Below are 17,517 nucleotides of genomic sequence, written 5' to 3'. Positions count from 1 at the left end.
CAGCCGCCCCTCGAGGGTTTCACCGGTATCGCACAGACCGGGCTCACCGCAGGTCCGCCTCGTCGGCACGGAGTCAGATGAGTCAGCAGCGTCACGGAAGCACGCCCGGCGAGGCCGACGGCGTTCCGGCCTTCCCGGATCTCCCGGAGGCCACGATCGCTCGGCTGCCCGAATATCTACGCGCCCTGCACCATCTGGCCGAGGCCGGTGCGGAAACGGTATCCAGCGAAGGTCTGGCCGCCGCAGCCGGGGTCAACTCTGCGAAGCTCCGTAAGGATCTCTCGCATCTCGGGTCGTACGGAACCCGGGGCGTCGGCTACGACGTCGCCCTGCTCGTCGACCAGATCGAGTACATCCTCGGCCTGGACGAGAACCGGGCGGTCTGCCTGGTCGGCGTCGGAAACCTCGGGCACGCGCTGGCCGGTTACGCCGGATTCGCCAGCCGCGGCTTCCGGGTCGTCGCGCTCTTCGACGCCGACCGCAAGAAGGTCGGCGAGGTCATCAACGGCCTGTCCGTGCGGCACATCGACGACCTGGCCCAGGTGGCCGCCGAGGAGTCGATCGCGATCGGCGTGATCGCCACCCCGCCCGCCTCCGCCCAGGTCGTGGCGGACGGGCTGGTGGCCGCCGGTGTGACAAGCATCCTGAACTTCGCGCCATGCGTACTGTCGGTCCCCCCGAACGTCGATGTGCGCAAGGTGGATCTCGCCATTGAATTGCAGATCCTCTCGTTCCATGAACACCGCAAGGCGTCCCTGACCGCCCTCCCCGGAGGGGTCGTCGACGGCGCGGGTGACCAGGAGGCAGTCGGGTCGTGAATTTGCTCAGCATCGGTGCGTCCCACCGCACCGCCGACGTCGCCGTACTGGAACGGCTCAGCATCTCCGAGGCCGAGGTCCCGGAGATCCTCCAGAAACTTCTCGCTCAGCCGTACGTGAGCGAGGCCGTGGTGGTCTCCACCTGCAACCGCGTCGAGGTGTACGCCGCGGTCAACGGGTTCCACGGCGGCCTCGGCGACATCTGCAACGTGCTCTCCCGGCACTCTGGTGTCCCCGCCACCGAGCTGGCCGGCCACCTCTACGTGCACTACGGCGAGGCCGCGGTCCAGCACTCGTTCCGGGTCTCCTCCGGGCTCGACTCGATGGTGGTCGGCGAGGCACAGATCCTCGGGCAGCTCCGTGACGCGTACCACGCGGCCACCGAGTCCGACTCGGCCGGCCGGCTGCTGCACGAGCTGATGCAGCAGGCCCTGCGGGTCGGCAAGCGGGCGCACGCCGAGACCGGAATCGACAAGGCCGGGCAGAGCGTCGTCACGGCCGCCCTGGAGGTGGCCGCCAGCCACCTCGGCGGCGACCTGACCGGACGGTCCGCGCTCGTCATCGGCGCCGGTGCGATGGGCGCGCTGTCGGTCGCCACGCTCACCCGGAGCGGCGTCGGCCCGCTGCGGATCACCAACCGCAGCGCGGATCGGGCGGACCGGCTGGCCGAGGCGTACGGCGCGGTCACGGTGCCGCTGGCCGAACTCTCCTCGGCCCTGAGCGAGGTGGAGATCGTCGTCAGCGCGACCGGGTCCACCGAGCCGCTGCTGACCCGGGAGCTGCTGAGCGCGGCGCTCGCCGCCCGCACCCGCACCGAACCACTGGTCGTGCTCGACCTCGCCATGCCGCGCGACGTCGCCCCCGACGCAGCCGGGCTGCCCGGCCTGGTCGTGGTCGACATCGACGGGCTGGCCGCCGCCCGGCGGACCGCCCCGGCCGCCGCCGAGACCGCCGCGGTCGAGCAGATCGTCGCCGCTGAGGTGGACAATTTCCTCGGATGGATGCGGGGCGCCGAGATCGCGCCGACCGTGGCCGCCCTGCGGACCCGTGCCGAGGAGGTGGTCACCTCCGAGATGCGCAAGCTGCTCGGCCGGCGGCCGGAATTCACCGAGGAGCAGCGGGCCGACGTTTCCCGTACCCTGCACCGGGTCGTCCAGCAGATCCTGCACACGCCCACCGTGCGGGTCCGGCAGCTGGCTGCCGAACCGGGTGGTGACCAGTACGCCGCCCTGCTCCGCGAGCTCTTCGACCTGGACGTCCCCCTGGCCACCCACGCTGACGCGGTACCCGAGATCGGAGGTAAGGCGTGACCACCCGACCGCTACGCCTCGGAACCCGGGGCAGCGCGCTCGCGCTGACCCAGTCGGGGATGATCGCCGACGAGCTGACCGCGGCCACCGGCCGCGCCGTCGAGCTGGTCCGCATCCTCACGCCCGGTGACACGTCGTCCGTGCCGGTGGCCCAGCTCGGCGTCGGCGTGTTCGTCTCCGCGCTGCGGGACGCGCTGCTGGCCGGTGAGATCGACTTCGCCGTGCACTCGTACAAGGACCTGCCCACCGGTGAGTACCCACGCCTGCACATCGCGGCGGTGCCCCGCCGGGAGGACCCGCGGGACGCGCTGGTGGCGCGGGACGGGCGTACCCTCGCCGACCTGCCGCCCGGATCGGTGATCGGCACCGGAGCGGTCCGGCGGATCGCGCAGCTGCGGGCTCTCGGCCTGGAGTTGCAGGTCACGCCGATCCGAGGGAATGTTGACACGCGGATCTCCCGAGTCCTCGGCCCCGAGGCCGATCTCGACGCGGTCGTCATCGCCCGAGCCGGCGTGGCACGCCTCGGCCGGGCCGCGGAGATCACCGAGACGCTGGACCCGATGCTCATGCTGCCCGCTCCCGCCCAGGGCGCGCTGGCGGTCGAGTGCCGGTCCGACGACGCCGACCTGGTCGAGCTGCTGGCCACGCTCGACCACGCACCGACCCGAGCCGCCGTGTGTGCGGAACGGTCGTTGCTGGCCACGCTGGAGGCCGGGTGCGATGCACCGGTCGCCGCTTACGCCCGCCTCGTCCGGGGTGGGCTTGCCGACTCGGCCCACCGGGACGGGCACGGCGACGAGATGATTCACCTGCGCGGTGCGGTGATCAGCCCGGATGGGGTTCGAGCCATCCGGCTGTCGCGCACCGGAACGCCCGCCGGAGCGGCGGAGATCGGCAAGGCACTCGCCGCCGACCTCCTCGACGCCGGCGCCGATACCCTGATGGGGAGCACAGAATGACCACCCGCACCGCCCGTAAGCCAGCCGGACGCATCGCGTTCATCGGCGCCGGACCCGGCGACCCTGAGCTGCTGACCCGCCGCGCGTACACCGCGCTGACCGATGCCGACCAGGTGGTCTACGACCGGGGCGTGCCCGAGTCGCTGCTGTCCGCGGTACGCGCGGACGCCAAGGAGGACACCCAGTTCAGCCCGGCCGAGGGCGCCCCCGGCGACGTGGCCAAGGTGCTGCTCTCCGCCGCCAAGTCCGGCCTCTCCGCCGTGCACCTGGTCTCCGGCGACCCGTTCGGCCACGAGTCGGTGGTCAAGGAGGTGCAGGCGGTCGCCCGGACCGCGGTGCACTTCGAGGTGATCCCGGGCATCGGGCAGGCCGAGGGCGTCGCCGCGTACGCGGGTGTGCCGCTGCCCGGCGTGCGCATCTCCGCCGACGTCGACGACATCGCCACGCTCGACTTCGACGCGCTGGCCGGCGCGGCGCAGAAGGGCTCGTTCGCGGTCGCGGTGGACGCCGGCGACCTGGCCGCGGTCCGTGACGGACTGCTCGCGGCCGGCGTCGAGCCGGGCGTGCCGGTCGGCGTGACCGGCGACGGCACCGGCGAGACGCAGTACACCACCACCTCGACGGTGGACAGCTTCGTGGCGGCGGCGCTCGGCTTCACCGGCCGGGTCGTGCTCACCGTCGGCGCCGAGGTCGGCGAGCGGGACGCCCTGAGCTGGTGGGAGAACCGGCCGCTGTACGGCTGGAAGGTCCTGGTTCCGCGGACCAAGGAGCAGGCCGGTGCGATGAGCGCGCGGCTGCGGGCGTACGGCGCGATCCCGTGCGAGGTGCCGACCATCGCGGTCGAGCCGCCGCGCACCCCGGCGCAGATGGAGCGCGCGGTCAAGGGCCTGGTCGACGGCCGGTACGCCTGGGTCGTCTTCACCTCGGTCAACGCGGTCCGCGCGGTCTGGGAGAAGTTCGGCGAGCACGGCCTGGACGCCCGTCACTTCGGCGGCGTGAAGATCGCCTGCATCGGTGAGGCCACCGCCGAGGCGGTCCGCGCCTTCGGCATCCAGCCCGAACTGATCCCGGCCGGCGAGCAGTCCAGCGAAGGTCTGCTGGCCGAGTTCTCGCCGCACGACGAGATCCTCGACCCGGTCGGCCGGGTGCTGCTGCCGCGCGCCGACATCGCCACCGAGACCCTCGCGGCCGGCCTGATCGAGCGGGGCTGGGAGGTGGACGACGTGACCGCGTACCGGACGGTGCGGGCCGCGCCGCCGCCCGCCGAGATCCGCGACGCGATCAAGTCGGGTGGCTTCGACGCGGTGCTCTTCACCTCGTCCTCGACCGTCCGCAACCTGGTCGGCATCGCCGGCAAGCCGCACGCCCGCACGGTGGTCGCGGTGATCGGCCCGAAGACCGCGGAGACCGCGATCGAGTTCGGCCTGCGGGTGGACAGCCAGCCGCAGAACGCCTCGGTTCCGGACCTGGTCGAAGCCCTCGCCGAGTACGCCCTGGAACTGCGCGAGAAGCTGGCGGCGATGCCCGCCAAGCAGCGCCGCGGCTCCAAGGTCCAGGGACCGACCGCGCTGCGATTCCGCTGATGTCAGCCACGCGCCGGGGGACTTCCCCCGGCGCGTTTCTCTTTTCAGGGAGCGTCCGATGCCCTTCCCCGACATCCGTCCGCGCCGCCTCCGGCGGAACCCGGCGATGCGTCGGCTGGTCGAGGAGACCCGCCTCTCCCCGGCCGAACTGGTCCTGCCGCTCTTCCTCAAGGAGGGGCTGACCGAGCCGCGCCCGATCAGCTCGCTGCCCGGCGTCGTCCAGCACTCCCGTGAGTCGCTCCGCAAGGTCGCGCACGAGGCGGTCAGCGCCGGCATCGGCGGCCTGATGCTCTTCGGCGTGCCGGAGAACAGCAGCAAGGACGAGACCGGCTCGGCCGGACTCGACCCGGACGGCATCCTCAACGTCGGCATCCGCGACCTGATCTCCGAGGTCGGCGACTCCACCGTGGTGATGAGCGACCTCTGCCTGGACGAGTTCACCTCGCACGGGCACTGCGGCGTGCTCGCCGCCGACGGCTCCGTGGACAACGACGCCACCCTGGACATCTACGCCGAGATGGCGGTCGCGCAGGCGGCGGCCGGCGCGCACGTGGTCGGCCCGTCCGGGATGATGGACGGCCAGATCGGCGTGATCCGCAAGGCGCTCGACCGGGCCGGATACCAGGACGTGTCGGTGCTCGCCTACGCCGCCAAGTACGCGGGCGCGTTCTACGGGCCGTTCCGCGAGGCCGTCGAATCGACGTTGCAGGGCGACCGGCGGCAGTACCAGCAGGACCCGCCGAACCTGCGGGAGGCGCTGCGCGAGGTCGACCTGGACGTGGCCGAGGGCGCGGACATGGTGATGGTCAAGCCAGCGCTGCCGTACCTCGACGTGATCGCCGCCGTCCGCGAGCGGGTGAACATCCCGGTCGCTGCCTACCAGGTCTCCGGCGAGTACGCGATGGTCGAGGCGGCCGCCGCGAACGGCTGGATCGACCGGGAGCGGGTCATTCTGGAGTCGCTCACCTCGATCAAACGGGCCGGCGCGCAGATCACCCTCACCTACTGGGCCCTCGAGGCCGCTCGGATGTTGAGGTGAGCTGGCTGAGCTAGCTTGGCTTCGCTTCGCTTCGCGCACAAAACGCCGCCGGTGACGAGGCAGTTGATTTTCCGCCACCCGCAAACCCCGCGGGCGTCGGAAAATCAGCTGCCTCGTCACCGGCGGCGTTTTGTGGGTGGGGGGCTGGCTGGTGGTGTGGAGATGATGCGTCGTGTCTGCTCGTTTAGTTGGGGTCTAGGCGTTGGACTAGTTCGGCTACGTCGGCGATGTATTCGAACCAGTCGCGGTCGGATTGGTAGCCGAGGTCGGCGTTGACTTTCAGCATCGACTCGTTGTGCTGGGCGTTCCAGGTTTGGACCTGGCGGAGGCCGGGCTCGGCGGCGCGTAGCTCGAACAGCATCCGTGCCTTGATCGCCCGGTCGATGCCGTAGCCGCGGTGCTCGCGGACGACGATCGTGTCGTACTGGTCGGCGCGCTCCGGGTGTTGTGCGGGGACGACCACCTCGGTCAGCCCGGCCACCGTGCCGGACGCCTCGTGGATGGCGAGCACGATGTACGGCTTCAGGCCGCGCCGGTGCAGCGTGTCCAGGGATTCACGGAGCCGTTCCGGGTCGGATGAACGGGGCGTCAGGTCGAGGTCGTCGTCATCGGTCTGCGCCTGGGCCTTTGCCCGCGCGTACGTCTCCAGGAGGGCGGCGGGCGGGCCACCCGGGTGATACTCCACCCGGTAGCCGGGGCTGATGCCGCCGGCCATCGCGCCCAGGGCGGCCCAGTCGACCGTGTCCAGACTCAGGACACCGCGAGTCTCCACATACTCCCGCTCGAAGCCGAGCGCCTCGTAGAAACCGATGGCCGGGGTGCCGCCGATCGCTTCCACGCCGATCGAGGAGAACCCTTCCAGGTACGCCCGGCGGGTCGCCACCGCGAGCAGTTCGCGACCCAGGCCACGGCGACGCAACTGCGGCTTGACCAGGATTTCGAGCACACCGATGTCGCCCAGCAGCAGAATGCTGACCATGGCGTAGATCTCGCTCTCCCCCTCAGGGAGGCGGTCGTCCTCGGCCACCCAGCAGATCCGGCGTTCGCCCGGCATCGTCTCGGCGAGATAGTCCCTGACCTGGACGTCACGCCAAGGTGGATCGTCGGCGAGGTCGGTCGCCAACACCGCGTTGACCGTCTCCACCAACGAGCGGATCTCAGCCGCGGACGCGGAGCGGGGATCCCATTCACGCACCCTCACTCGTACATCGTGCCGTTTACCCGACCTTCAGGGAAGTGCTGACCACGCGAAAGTACACACGCACTCACCCAGAGTTGTCATTGTGCGACTGATTCATGTTCCGCGTCGCAGCAGCCAGCCGTCGGTCCAGCTGCTCGTCGCGGCTCTCGACGGCGGTAGCGACCTTCTGTCCGGCTGTCCGGCTCTCAGCTACGGCTGTCCTCGCCGTAACTGTTGACGGTCTCCTGCGCCGCTCTGGTTGTGGCTGTCCTGGCCGTAAACGTTGGCGGTCTCCTGCGCGGCTCCTAGTTGCGGCTGTCCTTGCCGTAAGTGTTGGCGGCTTCGAAGATCTTCTGTGCGGACGTGCGGAGCGTGCCGCCGTTGTAGTTCAGCACCGCGTCCCACCAGGCGTCGGCCCGGGACAGGTCGCGGACCCCGCCCTTGGCGTCCTTGCACAGGTGGGTGGCGGCGGCGAGCGCGGCGTCGTCGATGTCGTTGATGTCGGCGGCGCCGTTCCGGTCGGCGTCCACCGAGTGCGCCTGCCAGGTACCCGGGGTCAGCTTCATCGGCCCGACCTCGCGGTCATAGGTGGGATCCTGGTCGATCCGGCTCTGGTCGGTGTCCTTGACCAGGAGCCGGCCGCCCTGCCCGTCCAGCGGCAGGCCGAAGATCGCCGGCACGGCGACCCCGTCCGGGCCGAGTACCGCGCCGTTCGAACTGCCGTGGCCGGACGCGACCTTGCCGATCGCGGCGAGCGTGGTCCAGGTCAGGTGGCAGGTGGGCGTGGTCTGGGCGGTGACGAGCTCGGCGTATCCGTAGGCCTGGACCGCGACGACCGGGATGCCGACCTTGGCGCTGATCACCTGCGCCCAGGCGGCGAGGACCTCGGCCGGACGGCTCGTTCCGGCGGTAGGGGCACCGATCACGTTGCTCGGCGCGCCGATCCCATTGGTCGGCGGGGGTGTGTAGACCGGAAACGCGTTGCTGGCGGTGGTGGGCAGGCCACCAGGCACGCCGAAGGGATCGCTCGCCGAGGGGGCCGGGGCGGCCCCGGCGTCGCCGAAGGTCGGGGCGATGCTCGGGGTGGGCGCCGTTTCCAGGGCACGGGGGACCAGGTAGGCGCCGGCCGTGCCGGCCAGGCCGATCAGCAGGATCACCACGATGGTGGGCAGGATCAACCGGCCGCTGGGTCGTTTCGCCCAGGCCACCACGCCCCGGCCACCGCGGCCGACCAGGCCCAGCGAGCGGCGCAGCACGCCTCGCTTGGCAGGCGCGGCGTCGGTGGTCTTGCCGGGCTCCTTGCCGTCTTCAACCTTTTTGTCGGAATCCTTGCCGGAATCTGAGCCCTCGCCGGAATCTGAGCTCGCGTCAGATTCCTTTGGCTTGGCGTCGACGGCGGTCTTGTCCGTGACGGCGGTCTTATCCGCGTCGGCGGTCTTGCCCGCGGCAGCGCTCTTGCCGTCGATGACGTCCTTGTCCGCGTTGACGGTCTTATCCGTGACGGCGGTCTTGCCCGTGGCACCGGTCTTGTCCGCGTCGGCGGTCTTGTCCGCGTCGGCGGTCTTGTCCGCGTCGGCGGTCTTGTCCGCGTCGGCGGTCTTGTCCGCGTCGGCGGTCTTGTCCGCGTCGGCGGTCTTGTCCGCGTCGGCGGTCTTGTCCGCGTCGGCGGTCTTGTCCGCGTCGGCGGTCTTGCCCGCGTCGGCGGTCTTGCCCGCGTCGGCGGTCTTGCCCGCGTCGGCGGTCTTGCCCGCGGCAGCGCTCTTGCCGTCGATGACGTCCTTGTCCGCGGTGACGGGCTTATCCGTGACGGCGGTCTTGTCAGTGGCACTGGTCTTGTCGGCGTCGACAGTCTCATCCGTGACGGCGGTCTTGTCTGCGACGGCGGTCTTGTCATTGGAACCGGGAGCCGGGACCACGGTCTGCGCAGTCGGTTCAGGCTTCTCCTGGCTGCCGGATTTAGGCGGTGCCGGGTGCTTGCCGCCCTTGGCCGCCTCCGCCGGAGCCGCTCCGGAACTGCCCACCGGGCCGCCCTTGCTCGGCGTCGCCGAACGCAACTCCGGCTGCTTTGCTGGGACCTTCCGTACCTCCGCCACGGGCTCGACCATACCGGGCCGTGACCATCGGCGGGGAAGTCGCCGACGTCCTGTGGACAACGCCTCGTACCCATCGCCGGGAGAGAGCTTTACGCTGGTCGGATGCCGCGTTATGACTACCGCTGCCGCGCCTGCGGTGCCACCTTCGAGATCAGCCGCCCGATGCGGGAGGCCGCCGACCCGGCCGCGTGCCCGCAGGGCCACGACGACACCGTCAAGCTGCTGTCCACAGTCGCCGTCACGGGCCGCGGCGGCTCGGCCCCGGCCCCGTCCGCGGGCGGTGGCTGCTGCGGCGGCGGTGGCTGCTGCTAACCGGCAGCCAGACCGTGCGCAAGGCGATCGCTGCTGACCAGTAGCCCGACCGAGCGCCAGGCGGAGGCTGCCGCCTGCCGATGACCCGGCCCAAGCGGAGGTGGAGGCTGCTCCCGATCGGGGACCGAACCGGGCGCGAGGCGGGAGCCGCCACCGATCGACGACTGAGCCGGGTGCGAGGCGGCACCCGACTGGGGCGGGCCGCGGCGGGTGGCAGCTGGTTGGGGCGGGCCGCGACGGGCGGCAGCTGACTGGGGCGGGCCGCGACGGGTGGCAGCTGGCTGGAGGCGGGCCGTGACGCGCGGCAGGGCCTCGGATGCTGCCGTCGTCGCGCGAGAATCTCACGGGACTCGGCTCGAGCCTGGCCACGTGACTCCATCGGTCGTACCGAGGGAAGAGATCTTGAATTTGTTGCCGCAAGCCGACACCCGGCGGCGTGATCCAGCTCACCCCTTACTGCAAAACCTTCGATACCGGTCGTCCATCGACATTGGCCGCCAACCGCCTACCCGTTCTTACTCTGCGTATCCACCCTTCAACCCGCTGCCGAAAACTCCGCCCAGCTCAGGGCCGATTTCCCAATTTGTGGGACAACACGTACGGGTACACCCGAACGGCCCCGCGATTTTGCCCGAGCGCGTCGTTTCCGCGTTCGATCTCTTTCGTTACGACACGCGTAGTCCCGTATGCCGACGTCGATCCCGCGATCGGAGACGTCCTCCGTAAGGGGTACGTCGTGGCGGCAACATAGTTACTGTCCGTTTCTACGATGGGCGGTGACTCTGAGATACGGCACCATGAGTCGCGACTTCCAGAGGGGGCGGGAGGTTCAACCGTGTCGGGACGGCTCGAGCTACCCAGTGGCCTCGTGACCTTTATGTTCACCGACATAGAGGGATCAACACGACTGGCCCGGATGCTCGGTGACACCTATCGAGCTGTGCTGAATGCACATCGCTCAGTGTTACGTGCTGCACTGAGCGACTTCGGTGGTGTCGAACTCCTCACGGAGGGTGACTCGTTTTTCGTGGCGTTCGCCAGCGCGGACACCGCGCTGGCCGCCTGTGTCGAAGCTCAGCGGAGACTCGACGCGTACGACTGGCCGCGCCCCGACGCCGTCCCGAAGGTCCGCATGGGACTGCACACCGGGCGGGCCACGCCGATCGGCACCGAGTACGCCAGCGCCGAGGTCCACCGGGCGGCCCGGGTGTCCGCCGCCGCCCATGGCGGTCAGGTGCTCTGCTCGGAGGCGACGGCCCTCGCGGTGACCGCCACCTACGCCACCGCGACGCACGGGCGGGGGGCCACCGCGGCCGCCGCCACGCTGGCCACCGTGGACCTGCTCGACCTGGGCGCGTTCCGGCTGCGTGGCTTCGACGACGACGAACGGATCTTCCAGGTGGTCGCGCCCGGCCTGGAGCGGGACTTTCCGCGGCCGCGGACCGCCGAGGCGCCCCGGCACAACCTGCCGGCCCAGCACAGCGCGTTCGTCGGGCGGCAGGCCGAGGTGTCCGAGCTGGCCGAGCTGATCAGCCGGCACCGGCTGGTCAGCGTGGTGGGCGCGGGCGGTGCCGGCAAGACGCGACTCAGTCTGGCCGTGGCCGAGCAGGTGATCGACGCGTACCCCGGTGGGGTGTGGACGATCGACGCGGCGAGCGCGGCCGGTGGCCTGCCCACCGCCCTGGCCGCGGCCTTGGGCCTGCGTCCGGAGCCGGGCCGTCCGGCGATCGAGACGGTGGTGGAGCAGTGCGCCGAGCGGCGGATGCTGGTCATCCTGCAGACCTGCGACGCGGCCCCGGCGCTGACCGTGGCGCTGGCGCACCGGCTGCTGGCCCGCTGTCGCCGGCTGGACGTGCTGGCCACCGGCCGGGCCCCGCTGGGGCTGCCCGGCGAGACCGTGTGGCGGATCCCGCCGATGCTCCCGGCCGACGCGTTCGCGCTGCTCAAGGAGCGGGCGATGGCGGCTCGGGGCGGACGGCGCGGTGACGACGACGAGCAGTTGGCCAGGCTGGCCGCGCGGCTGGAGGGTTCGCCGCTCGCCATCGAACTGGCCGCGACCCGACTCCGGCTGCTGCCGGCCGATCTGCTGGCCCGGCGGCTGGATGATCCGATCGGCGCGCTGGACAGCGACGCCTGCGGCGAGGGGCGGCACGACAGCTTGCGGAACAACCTGGAGTGGTCCTACCGGAGCCTGGGCAGCGGGGCCGCTGAGCTGCTGCGCCGGCTGGCGGTCTTCGCCGGGCCGGTGGATCTGGCCACCGTCGACTGGTGCGGGGAGGGGGCGCTCAGCGCGCTCTCCGAGCTTGCCGAGAAGTCGCTGATCGAGGTGGCGCCGGGGCCGCGCTACCGGATGTCCGATCACGTCCGGTCCTACGCCCTGCGCCGGCTCGCCGCCGCCGGTGACGAGCCGGCCGCCCGTGACCGGCATCTCGCCTGGTCGCTGGAGACCCTGAAGGCCATCGCGGTGGATGTCGACGGGCAGCCGCGGACCGTGTCGCTGACCGACCTCGGGCCGTACGTCGCGGAGTGGGAGACCGCGCTGCGCTGGGTATCCGAGCGCGGTGACCTCCGTGCCGGCCTGTGCCTGGCGGGGGCGTTGAATCCGTGGTGGCGGGAGCACGGCGGCGCCACCGCGGGCCTCGGCCTGCTGGCCGGCCTGTACGAGCGGGCCGATGAACAGGAGCAGGCGGCGGAGCTGGCCCAGGCCTATCTGATCCACGCGGACCTGGCCGACGATCCCGCCGAGCGGGACGACTTCCTGCGCCGCGCGGAGCGTGCGGCGCGCCGTGCCGCCGATCCGGCCCTGCTGGTCCGGGCGCTGGGCAGCCGCCGGATCCGCTTGGACGAGCACAGCGAGGAGGCGACCGAGAACTCCTGCCGGTCGGTGATCGCCGAGGCCGAGCGGGCCGGGGTGGCGACCGAGTCGCTGCCGGCGGTGCTGGCGCTGGCCGAGCTGTTCTGGCGCCGGGGCGCGCTGACCGAGGCCGCCGACCTGCTCGGCGCGGCCCGCCAGTTGGAGGCCGGCCGTCCCGAGGACCGTGGCCGGCGGGCCGTGGACTGGCTGCTCGGGATGGTCGCGCTGCGCCGGGGTGACCTGGTGGCCGCGCACGATCACCTGGTGGTGGCGCTGCGGTCGAGGCTGCGGCACGGCTTCCGGGGCGCCGCCGCGGACGCGGTGGCGGCGATCGCGGCCCGGTGCGCGCTGGGCGGGGACGCGGTGAGCGCGACGGTGCTGTTCGGCGGGGCGGAGGCGGCGCGCGGGGCGCGCCGGACCGAGTCCTTCGGCGCGTTCTGGTCGGAGCAGCAGACCGCGTTGCGGGTCGCGCTGGGCGATGCCGCCTTCGACGCCGCGTACGCCGACGGCGCCAACCTCGGCTTCGACCGGATCGTCGCGCTGGCCCTGGCCGTCGAGCATCCCGACCTGGAGGACGGCGCCGCCCGTTTCGCGCAGATAGCGCGCTAGATCAACTCGTGTCGGAGTGGCCTCCTGATGCGGATCCCGTCGGGTACTGATCTGATGTCCGCGGGGTTTGAATATCAACCCGGCCGTTAGGGTGTGTCCGTGCAGGCGGTCCCATGATTCATTTGCCGATGGTCCGTCAGGGACCGTTGAGAGCTCTTGCCGTCCGGATGGTGCTGGCGCTCGCCCTGGTGCTGGGCGCGGTCATGATCGTCTATCTGGACCGTGGCGGCTACCGCGACGTGAACGACGACGGCCTCACCCTGCTCGACTGCTTCTACTACGCGGTCGTCTCGCTCTCCACCACCGGGTACGGCGACATCACCCCGGCGACTCAGGGCGCCCGGATGGTCAACGTCCTCTTCATCACGCCCGCCCGGGTGCTCTTCCTGATCATCTTGGTCGGCACCACCCTGGAAGTACTGACCGACCAGTACCGCAGGGGCCTGCGGATCAGCCGGTGGAGGCACAAGTTGAAGGATCACGTGATCATCTGCGGCTACGGCACCAAGGGCCGGGCCGCGGTCGACGCGCTGCTGGAGGCCGGCTACGACAAGTCCCGCATCGTGGTCGTGGAGAACCGCGAGGCCGCGATCCGGCAGGCCACGGCCAGCGGCTTCGTGGTGATCGAGGGCAACGCCACCCGCTCGGCGGTGCTGCTCGAGGCGGACGTCAAGAACTGCAAGTCGGTGATCATCGCGACCGACCAGGACGAGGCGTCGGTGCTGATCACGTTGACCGTCCGGCAGCTGACGGCCGGCCAGGTGCGGATCATCGCGGCCGTCCGTGAGCAGGAGAACGCGGCGCTGCTCAAGCAGAGCGGCGCGCACCACGTGGTCGTCTCCTCGGCCACCGCCGGCCGCCTGCTCGGCCTGACCACCACCGCGCCACCGCTGATCGACGTCGTGGAGGACCTGCTCAACCCGGGTCAGGGCATGGCGCTGGCGATGCGCTCGGCCGAGCGCGCCGAGGTCGGCCGCAACCCGCGGGAGCTGTCGACGCTGGTGGTCGCGCTGATCCGGCGCGGAAAGGTGCTGCCGCTCGGCGGCGAGAAGGTGGTCACCATCGAGACCGGCGACCTGCTGGTCTACATCCGCGCGGACGAACCCGCCGCCAACGGAATCTCTCTCTGAAACCCATCAAACCCATTCCGCCGGTACGACCGATGGAGTCGCGCCCCCAGGCCTCTCGGCCCAAGCCCCGTGCCGATCTCGCGCGGTGTCGCCGCCGCTCCGGGCCGCTACGCGCCGACCGGTCCGTACCGGAAGAAAAAAGGTCCGGCGCCGAGGAGCGCCGGACCTTCTCACGTGGTTCCGCTCAGAGGATGGTCCAGGTGTCGCCGGAGTTGAGGAGGCCGTTGAGCATCTCCTCGGGGGTGCCGCTCGACCCGGCCTGCGCGTCGACCAGCTGCTTGCGGACGATCTCGTCGTAGGACGGGCGCCGCACGTCGCGGAACACCCCGATCGGCGTGGTGTTGAGGTCGGAGCCGGAGAGCCGGGACAGGGCGAACGCGTACGCCGGGTCGTCGACCCCGGCGTCGTGCACGATCGGTGTCCCGCCCTCCTGCACCTTCAGGCCGAAGCTGCCCTCCGGGTGGACCACCGAGAACTGGTCGTCGCTGCCGAAGGTGATCGGCCGGCCCTGTTCCAGGCGGATCAGATGCTGGTCGCGGGAGTCCGGGTCCTTGATCAGATCGAAGGCGCCGTCATTGAAGATGTTGCAGTTCTGGTAGATCTCGACGAACGCGGAACCCTCGTGCGCCGCCGCGGCCCGCAGCACCGATTGCAGGTGTTTACGGTCCGAGTCGATGGTCCGGGCCACGAACGTCGCCTCGGCTCCCAGCGCGAGCGAGAGCGGATTGAACGGCGAGTCCGCCGAACCGGCCGGCGTCGATTTGGTGATCTTGCCGAGCTCCGAGGTCGGCGAGTACTGCCCCTTGGTCAGGCCGTAGATCCGGTTGTTGAACAGCAGGATCTTCAGGTTGACGTTGCGGCGCAGCGCGTGGATCAGGTGGTTGCCGCCGATCGAGAGGGCGTCACCGTCACCGGTCACCACCCAGACGCTCAGGTCGGGGCGGGACGCGGAGAGCCCGGTGGCGATCGCCGGGGCGCGGCCGTGGATCGAGTGCATCCCGTAGGTGTTCATGTAGTACGGGAAGCGCGACGAGCAGCCGATGCCGGAGACGAAGACGATGTTCTCCCGCGGGATGCCCAGCTCCGGCATGAAGCTCTGGACGGCGGCCAGGATGGCGTAGTCACCGCACCCCGGGCACCAGCGGACCTCCTGGTCGGACTTGAAGTCCTTCATCGTCAGTTGCACTGGGATCTGTGTCGGGCTAGCCATTCTTGACCACGTCCTCGAGCATGTTCTCCAGGGTCGCGGCGGTGAACGGCAGGCCGCTGACCTGGTTGAAGGGCACGGCGTCGACCAGGTACCGCGCCCGGATCACGTGGGCGAGCTGGCCGAGGTTCATCTCCGGGATGACGACCTTGTCGTACGAGGCGAGGACCTCGCCGAGGTTGGCCGGCAGCGGCGCCAGGTGTCGCAGGTGGGCCTGTGCGATGGTCAGCCCACGCTGGCGCAGCGCACGGCAGGCCGCGCCGATCGGCCCGTACGTCGAGCCCCAGCCGAGCACCAGCACACGCGCGTTCTCGTCCGGGTCCTCGACGTCGACGTCCGGAACCTGAATGGCCTCGATCCGCGCGGCCCGGGTGCGGACCATGAACTCGTGGTTGGCCGGGTCGTAGGAGATGTCGCCGGTCTTGTCCGCCTTCTCCAGTCCGCCGATGCGGTGTTCCAGGCCGGGCGTGCCGGGGATCGCCCACGGCCGAGCCAGCGTCTCTGGATCCCGCAGGTACGGCAGGAACTTGCCGTCGTCGCTGTTGGGCGCGGTGGTGAACTCCACCGACAGGTCGGGCAGCTCGTCGACCGACGGCAGCAGCCACGGCTCGGAGCCGTTCGCCACGTAGTTGTCGGAGAGCAGGATGACCGGCGTCCGGTAGGTCAGAGCGATCCGCGCCGCCTCCAACGCGGCGTGGAAGCAGTCCGACGGGGATTTCGGGGCGATCACCGCGAGCGGCGCCTCGCCGTGCCGGCCGTAGAGCGCCATGTTCAGATCGGCCTGCTCGGTCTTGGTCGGCATGCCGGTCGACGGCCCGGCCCGCTGCACGTCGACGATGACCAGCGGCAGCTCCAGCGCGATGGCCAGGGAGATGGTCTCGCCCTTGAGCGCCACGCCGGGACCGGAGGTGGTGGTGACCCCCAGCGCCCCGCCGTACGCCGCGCCGAGCGCCGCCCCGATCGCCGCGATCTCGTCCTCGGCCTGCATCGTGGTGATGCCGAACCGCTTGTGTTTGGAGAGCTCGTGCAGGATGTCCGAGGCCGGCGTGATCGGGTAGGCGCCCAGGAAGAGCGGCAGCCGGGACCGCACCGCCGTGGCCACCAGTCCGAGCGCGAGCGCCTGATTGCCGGTGATGTTCCGGTACGTACCCGGCTGCATCTTGGCCGGCTTGATCTCGTAGCGCACCGAGAGGACCTCGGTGGTCTCGCCGTAGTTCCACCCGGCGCGGAACGCCGTCTTGTTCGCCTCGACCAGCTCCGGCCGCTTGGCGAACTTGCGCTCCAGGAACCGCAGGGTTGACTCGAACGGGCGGGAGTACATCCAGCTCAGCAGGCCGAGCGCGAACATGTTCTTGGCGCGTTCGGCGTCCTTCTTCGCGATCCCGAGGCCGTCCAGCGCGCCGACGGTCATCGAGGTCAGCGCGACCGGGTGCACGGAGTAACCGGAGAGGGAGCCGTCGTCCAGCGGACTGGTCGTGTAGCCCACCTTGGCCAGGTTGCGCTTGGTGAACTCGTCGGTGTTGACGATGATGTCGGCGCCGGACGACAGCTCCGACAGGTTCGCCTTGAGGGCGGCCGGATTCATCGCGACCAGCACGTTCGGCGCGTCGCCCGGGGTCAGGATGTCGTAGTCGGCGAAATGGACCTGGAAACTCGAGACACCCGGCAGGGTGCCGGCGGGGGCGCGGATCTCGGCGGGGAAGTTCGGCAGGGTGGAGATGTCGTTGCCGAGCTGCGCGGTCTCCGAGGTGAACCGGTCACCGGTGAGCTGCATGCCATCGCCCGAGTCACCGGCGAATCGGATCACCACCCGATCCAGCTGCTCGACTCGCTTCGCGGGAGCGGCCACGTTTCAAACCTCCAAAGAGCGCGGGCCGATCTTGTGTACGCACGTCGATGAGCCGGCCCGCACATCGTCAGTTCCACACTACTTCGCCACTCCTTACGGAGGTGGCCGCGGACCGTGGCCCACAGTAGCGATCCGGTGCTGTGAACAGCTAGCGCTCTTGGGTAGGCTGCCCATTCGTGGACGGATACCTGGGCTCGTACGCCACCCTCGGGCTCGTCGTCGCGGCCGGGGTGCTGCTGTTCGTGGCCGCGTTCGGGGCCAACCGGCTGCTGCGCCCGGCGAGTCCCGCCGAGCCGGCCGGCAAGCGGATCCCGTACGAGAGCGGTATCGACCCGGTCGGCGGTGACTGGGCGCAGGCACAGATTCGGTACTACGTTTATGCGTACCTTTATGTGCTTTTCGCGGTGGAAGCCGTTTTCCTCTTCCCGTGGGCGGTGATCTTCGATCTCCCGGGCTTCGGCGGCGCCGCCATCGCGGAGATGGGCATCTTCGTCGCGGTGCTCGCGCTGGGGATTCTCTACGCCTGGCGCAAGAAGATCCTCGGCTGGACCTGACCGGAAGGGTGGCGAACTCG

13 protein-coding genes are annotated in these 17,517 nt (G+C 70.5%); 9 read left to right on the top strand and 4 right to left on the bottom strand.

Annotated features, from left to right (window positions below; translation table 11 throughout):
* Positions 1-77 precede the first annotated feature (77 nt).
* Genes CHC09_RS05175 through hemB form a run of 5 tightly spaced genes read left to right on the top strand, consistent with a single transcriptional unit; the run spans position 78 to position 5,709 of the window.
* Positions 78-818 carry a redox-sensing transcriptional repressor Rex gene (locus CHC09_RS05175; RefSeq protein WP_089291732.1) on the top strand — a complete coding sequence of 247 codons (741 nt, stop codon included), beginning with the start codon at positions 78-80 and terminating at the stop codon, positions 816-818.
* Positions 815-2,128: a glutamyl-tRNA reductase gene (locus CHC09_RS05170; protein WP_089291731.1), complete on the top strand. Its 1,314-nt coding sequence runs from the start codon at positions 815-817 to the stop codon at positions 2,126-2,128. Before CHC09_RS05175 ends, CHC09_RS05170 begins: the two co-directional genes overlap by 4 nt.
* A complete protein-coding gene (hemC, locus tag CHC09_RS05165; RefSeq protein ID WP_089291730.1) occupies positions 2,125-3,087 on the top strand; it encodes a hydroxymethylbilane synthase in 963 nt (320 codons plus the stop codon). The genes CHC09_RS05170 and hemC overlap by 4 nt, the downstream gene beginning before the upstream one ends.
* Complete coding sequence (locus CHC09_RS05160; RefSeq protein ID WP_089291729.1) at positions 3,084-4,670, top strand: bifunctional uroporphyrinogen-III C-methyltransferase/uroporphyrinogen-III synthase; 1,587 nt, start codon at positions 3,084-3,086, stop codon at positions 4,668-4,670. The genes hemC and CHC09_RS05160 overlap by 4 nt, the downstream gene beginning before the upstream one ends.
* Before the next feature lie 58 nt (positions 4,671-4,728).
* A complete protein-coding gene (gene hemB / locus CHC09_RS05155) occupies positions 4,729-5,709 on the top strand; it encodes a porphobilinogen synthase (protein WP_089291728.1) in 981 nt (326 codons plus the stop codon).
* Between the two features lie 184 nt (positions 5,710-5,893).
* On the opposite strand, the gene CHC09_RS05150 is transcribed toward hemB, so the two are convergent.
* Complete coding sequence (locus tag CHC09_RS05150) at positions 5,894-6,910, bottom strand: GNAT family N-acetyltransferase (RefSeq protein ID WP_179276943.1); 1,017 nt, start codon at positions 6,908-6,910, stop codon at positions 5,894-5,896.
* A 284-nt stretch (positions 6,911-7,194) separates the two neighbouring features.
* Positions 7,195-8,982, bottom strand: a complete 1,788-nt coding sequence (locus tag CHC09_RS05145) for a hypothetical protein (protein ID WP_143232208.1) — start codon at positions 8,980-8,982, stop codon at positions 7,195-7,197.
* Between the two features lie 102 nt (positions 8,983-9,084).
* Here CHC09_RS05145 and CHC09_RS05140 point away from each other — a divergent pair, with 102 nt between their 5' ends.
* The 3 genes from CHC09_RS05140 to CHC09_RS05130 all read left to right on the top strand — a co-directional run bounded on the left by CHC09_RS05140 (position 9,085) and on the right by CHC09_RS05130 (position 13,887).
* Entirely contained in the window at positions 9,085-9,294 is a 210-nt protein-coding gene (locus CHC09_RS05140) for an FmdB family zinc ribbon protein (RefSeq protein ID WP_089291726.1), read from the top strand.
* 877 nt (positions 9,295-10,171) lie between these two features.
* Positions 10,172-12,757, top strand: coding sequence for an ATP-binding protein (locus tag CHC09_RS05135; protein ID WP_239137952.1), 2,586 nt, complete (start codon positions 10,172-10,174; stop codon positions 12,755-12,757).
* Positions 12,758-12,870: 113 nt separating this feature from the next.
* The gene (locus CHC09_RS05130) at positions 12,871-13,887 is read left to right on the top strand and encodes a potassium channel family protein (protein WP_089291724.1); all 1,017 of its coding nucleotides are present in this window, start codon (positions 12,871-12,873) and stop codon (positions 13,885-13,887) included.
* Positions 13,888-14,071: 184 nt separating this feature from the next.
* Here the strand turns inward: CHC09_RS05130 and CHC09_RS05125 are convergent, their stop codons facing one another.
* Complete coding sequence (locus tag CHC09_RS05125; protein ID WP_089291723.1) at positions 14,072-15,097, bottom strand: 2-oxoacid:ferredoxin oxidoreductase subunit beta; 1,026 nt, start codon at positions 15,095-15,097, stop codon at positions 14,072-14,074.
* Entirely contained in the window at positions 15,090-16,943 is a 1,854-nt protein-coding gene (locus CHC09_RS05120; protein WP_089291722.1) for a 2-oxoacid:acceptor oxidoreductase subunit alpha, read from the bottom strand. The genes CHC09_RS05125 and CHC09_RS05120 overlap by 8 nt, the downstream gene beginning before the upstream one ends.
* 176 nt (positions 16,944-17,119) lie before the next feature.
* Between CHC09_RS05120 and ndhC the strand changes: the two genes are divergently transcribed.
* Entirely contained in the window at positions 17,120-17,497 is a 378-nt protein-coding gene (gene ndhC / locus CHC09_RS05115) for an NADH-quinone oxidoreductase subunit A (protein WP_089291721.1), read from the top strand.
* Positions 17,498-17,517 lie beyond the last annotated feature (20 nt).

Source organism: Actinoplanes regularis, from assembly GCF_900188005.1.
GTDB lineage: Bacteria > Actinomycetota > Actinomycetes > Mycobacteriales > Micromonosporaceae > Actinoplanes > Actinoplanes regularis.
This window is presented reverse-complemented; position numbering and strand designations above follow the sequence as displayed.

Coding starts and splice junctions, on each gene's coding strand:
- CHC09_RS05175 (WP_089291732.1), top strand. CDS start 78: ATGAGTCAGCAGCGTCACGGAAGCACGCCCGGCGAGGCCGACGGCGTT.
- CHC09_RS05160 (WP_089291729.1), top strand. CDS start 3,084: ATGACCACCCGCACCGCCCGTAAGCCAGCCGGACGCATCGCGTTCATC.
- hemB (WP_089291728.1), top strand. CDS start 4,729: ATGCCCTTCCCCGACATCCGTCCGCGCCGCCTCCGGCGGAACCCGGCG.
- CHC09_RS05140 (WP_089291726.1), top strand. CDS start 9,085: ATGCCGCGTTATGACTACCGCTGCCGCGCCTGCGGTGCCACCTTCGAG.
- CHC09_RS05135 (WP_239137952.1), top strand. CDS start 10,172: ATGTTCACCGACATAGAGGGATCAACACGACTGGCCCGGATGCTCGGT.
- CHC09_RS05130 (WP_089291724.1), top strand. CDS start 12,871: ATGATTCATTTGCCGATGGTCCGTCAGGGACCGTTGAGAGCTCTTGCC.
- CHC09_RS05125 (WP_089291723.1), bottom strand. CDS start 15,097: ATGGCTAGCCCGACACAGATCCCAGTGCAACTGACGATGAAGGACTTC.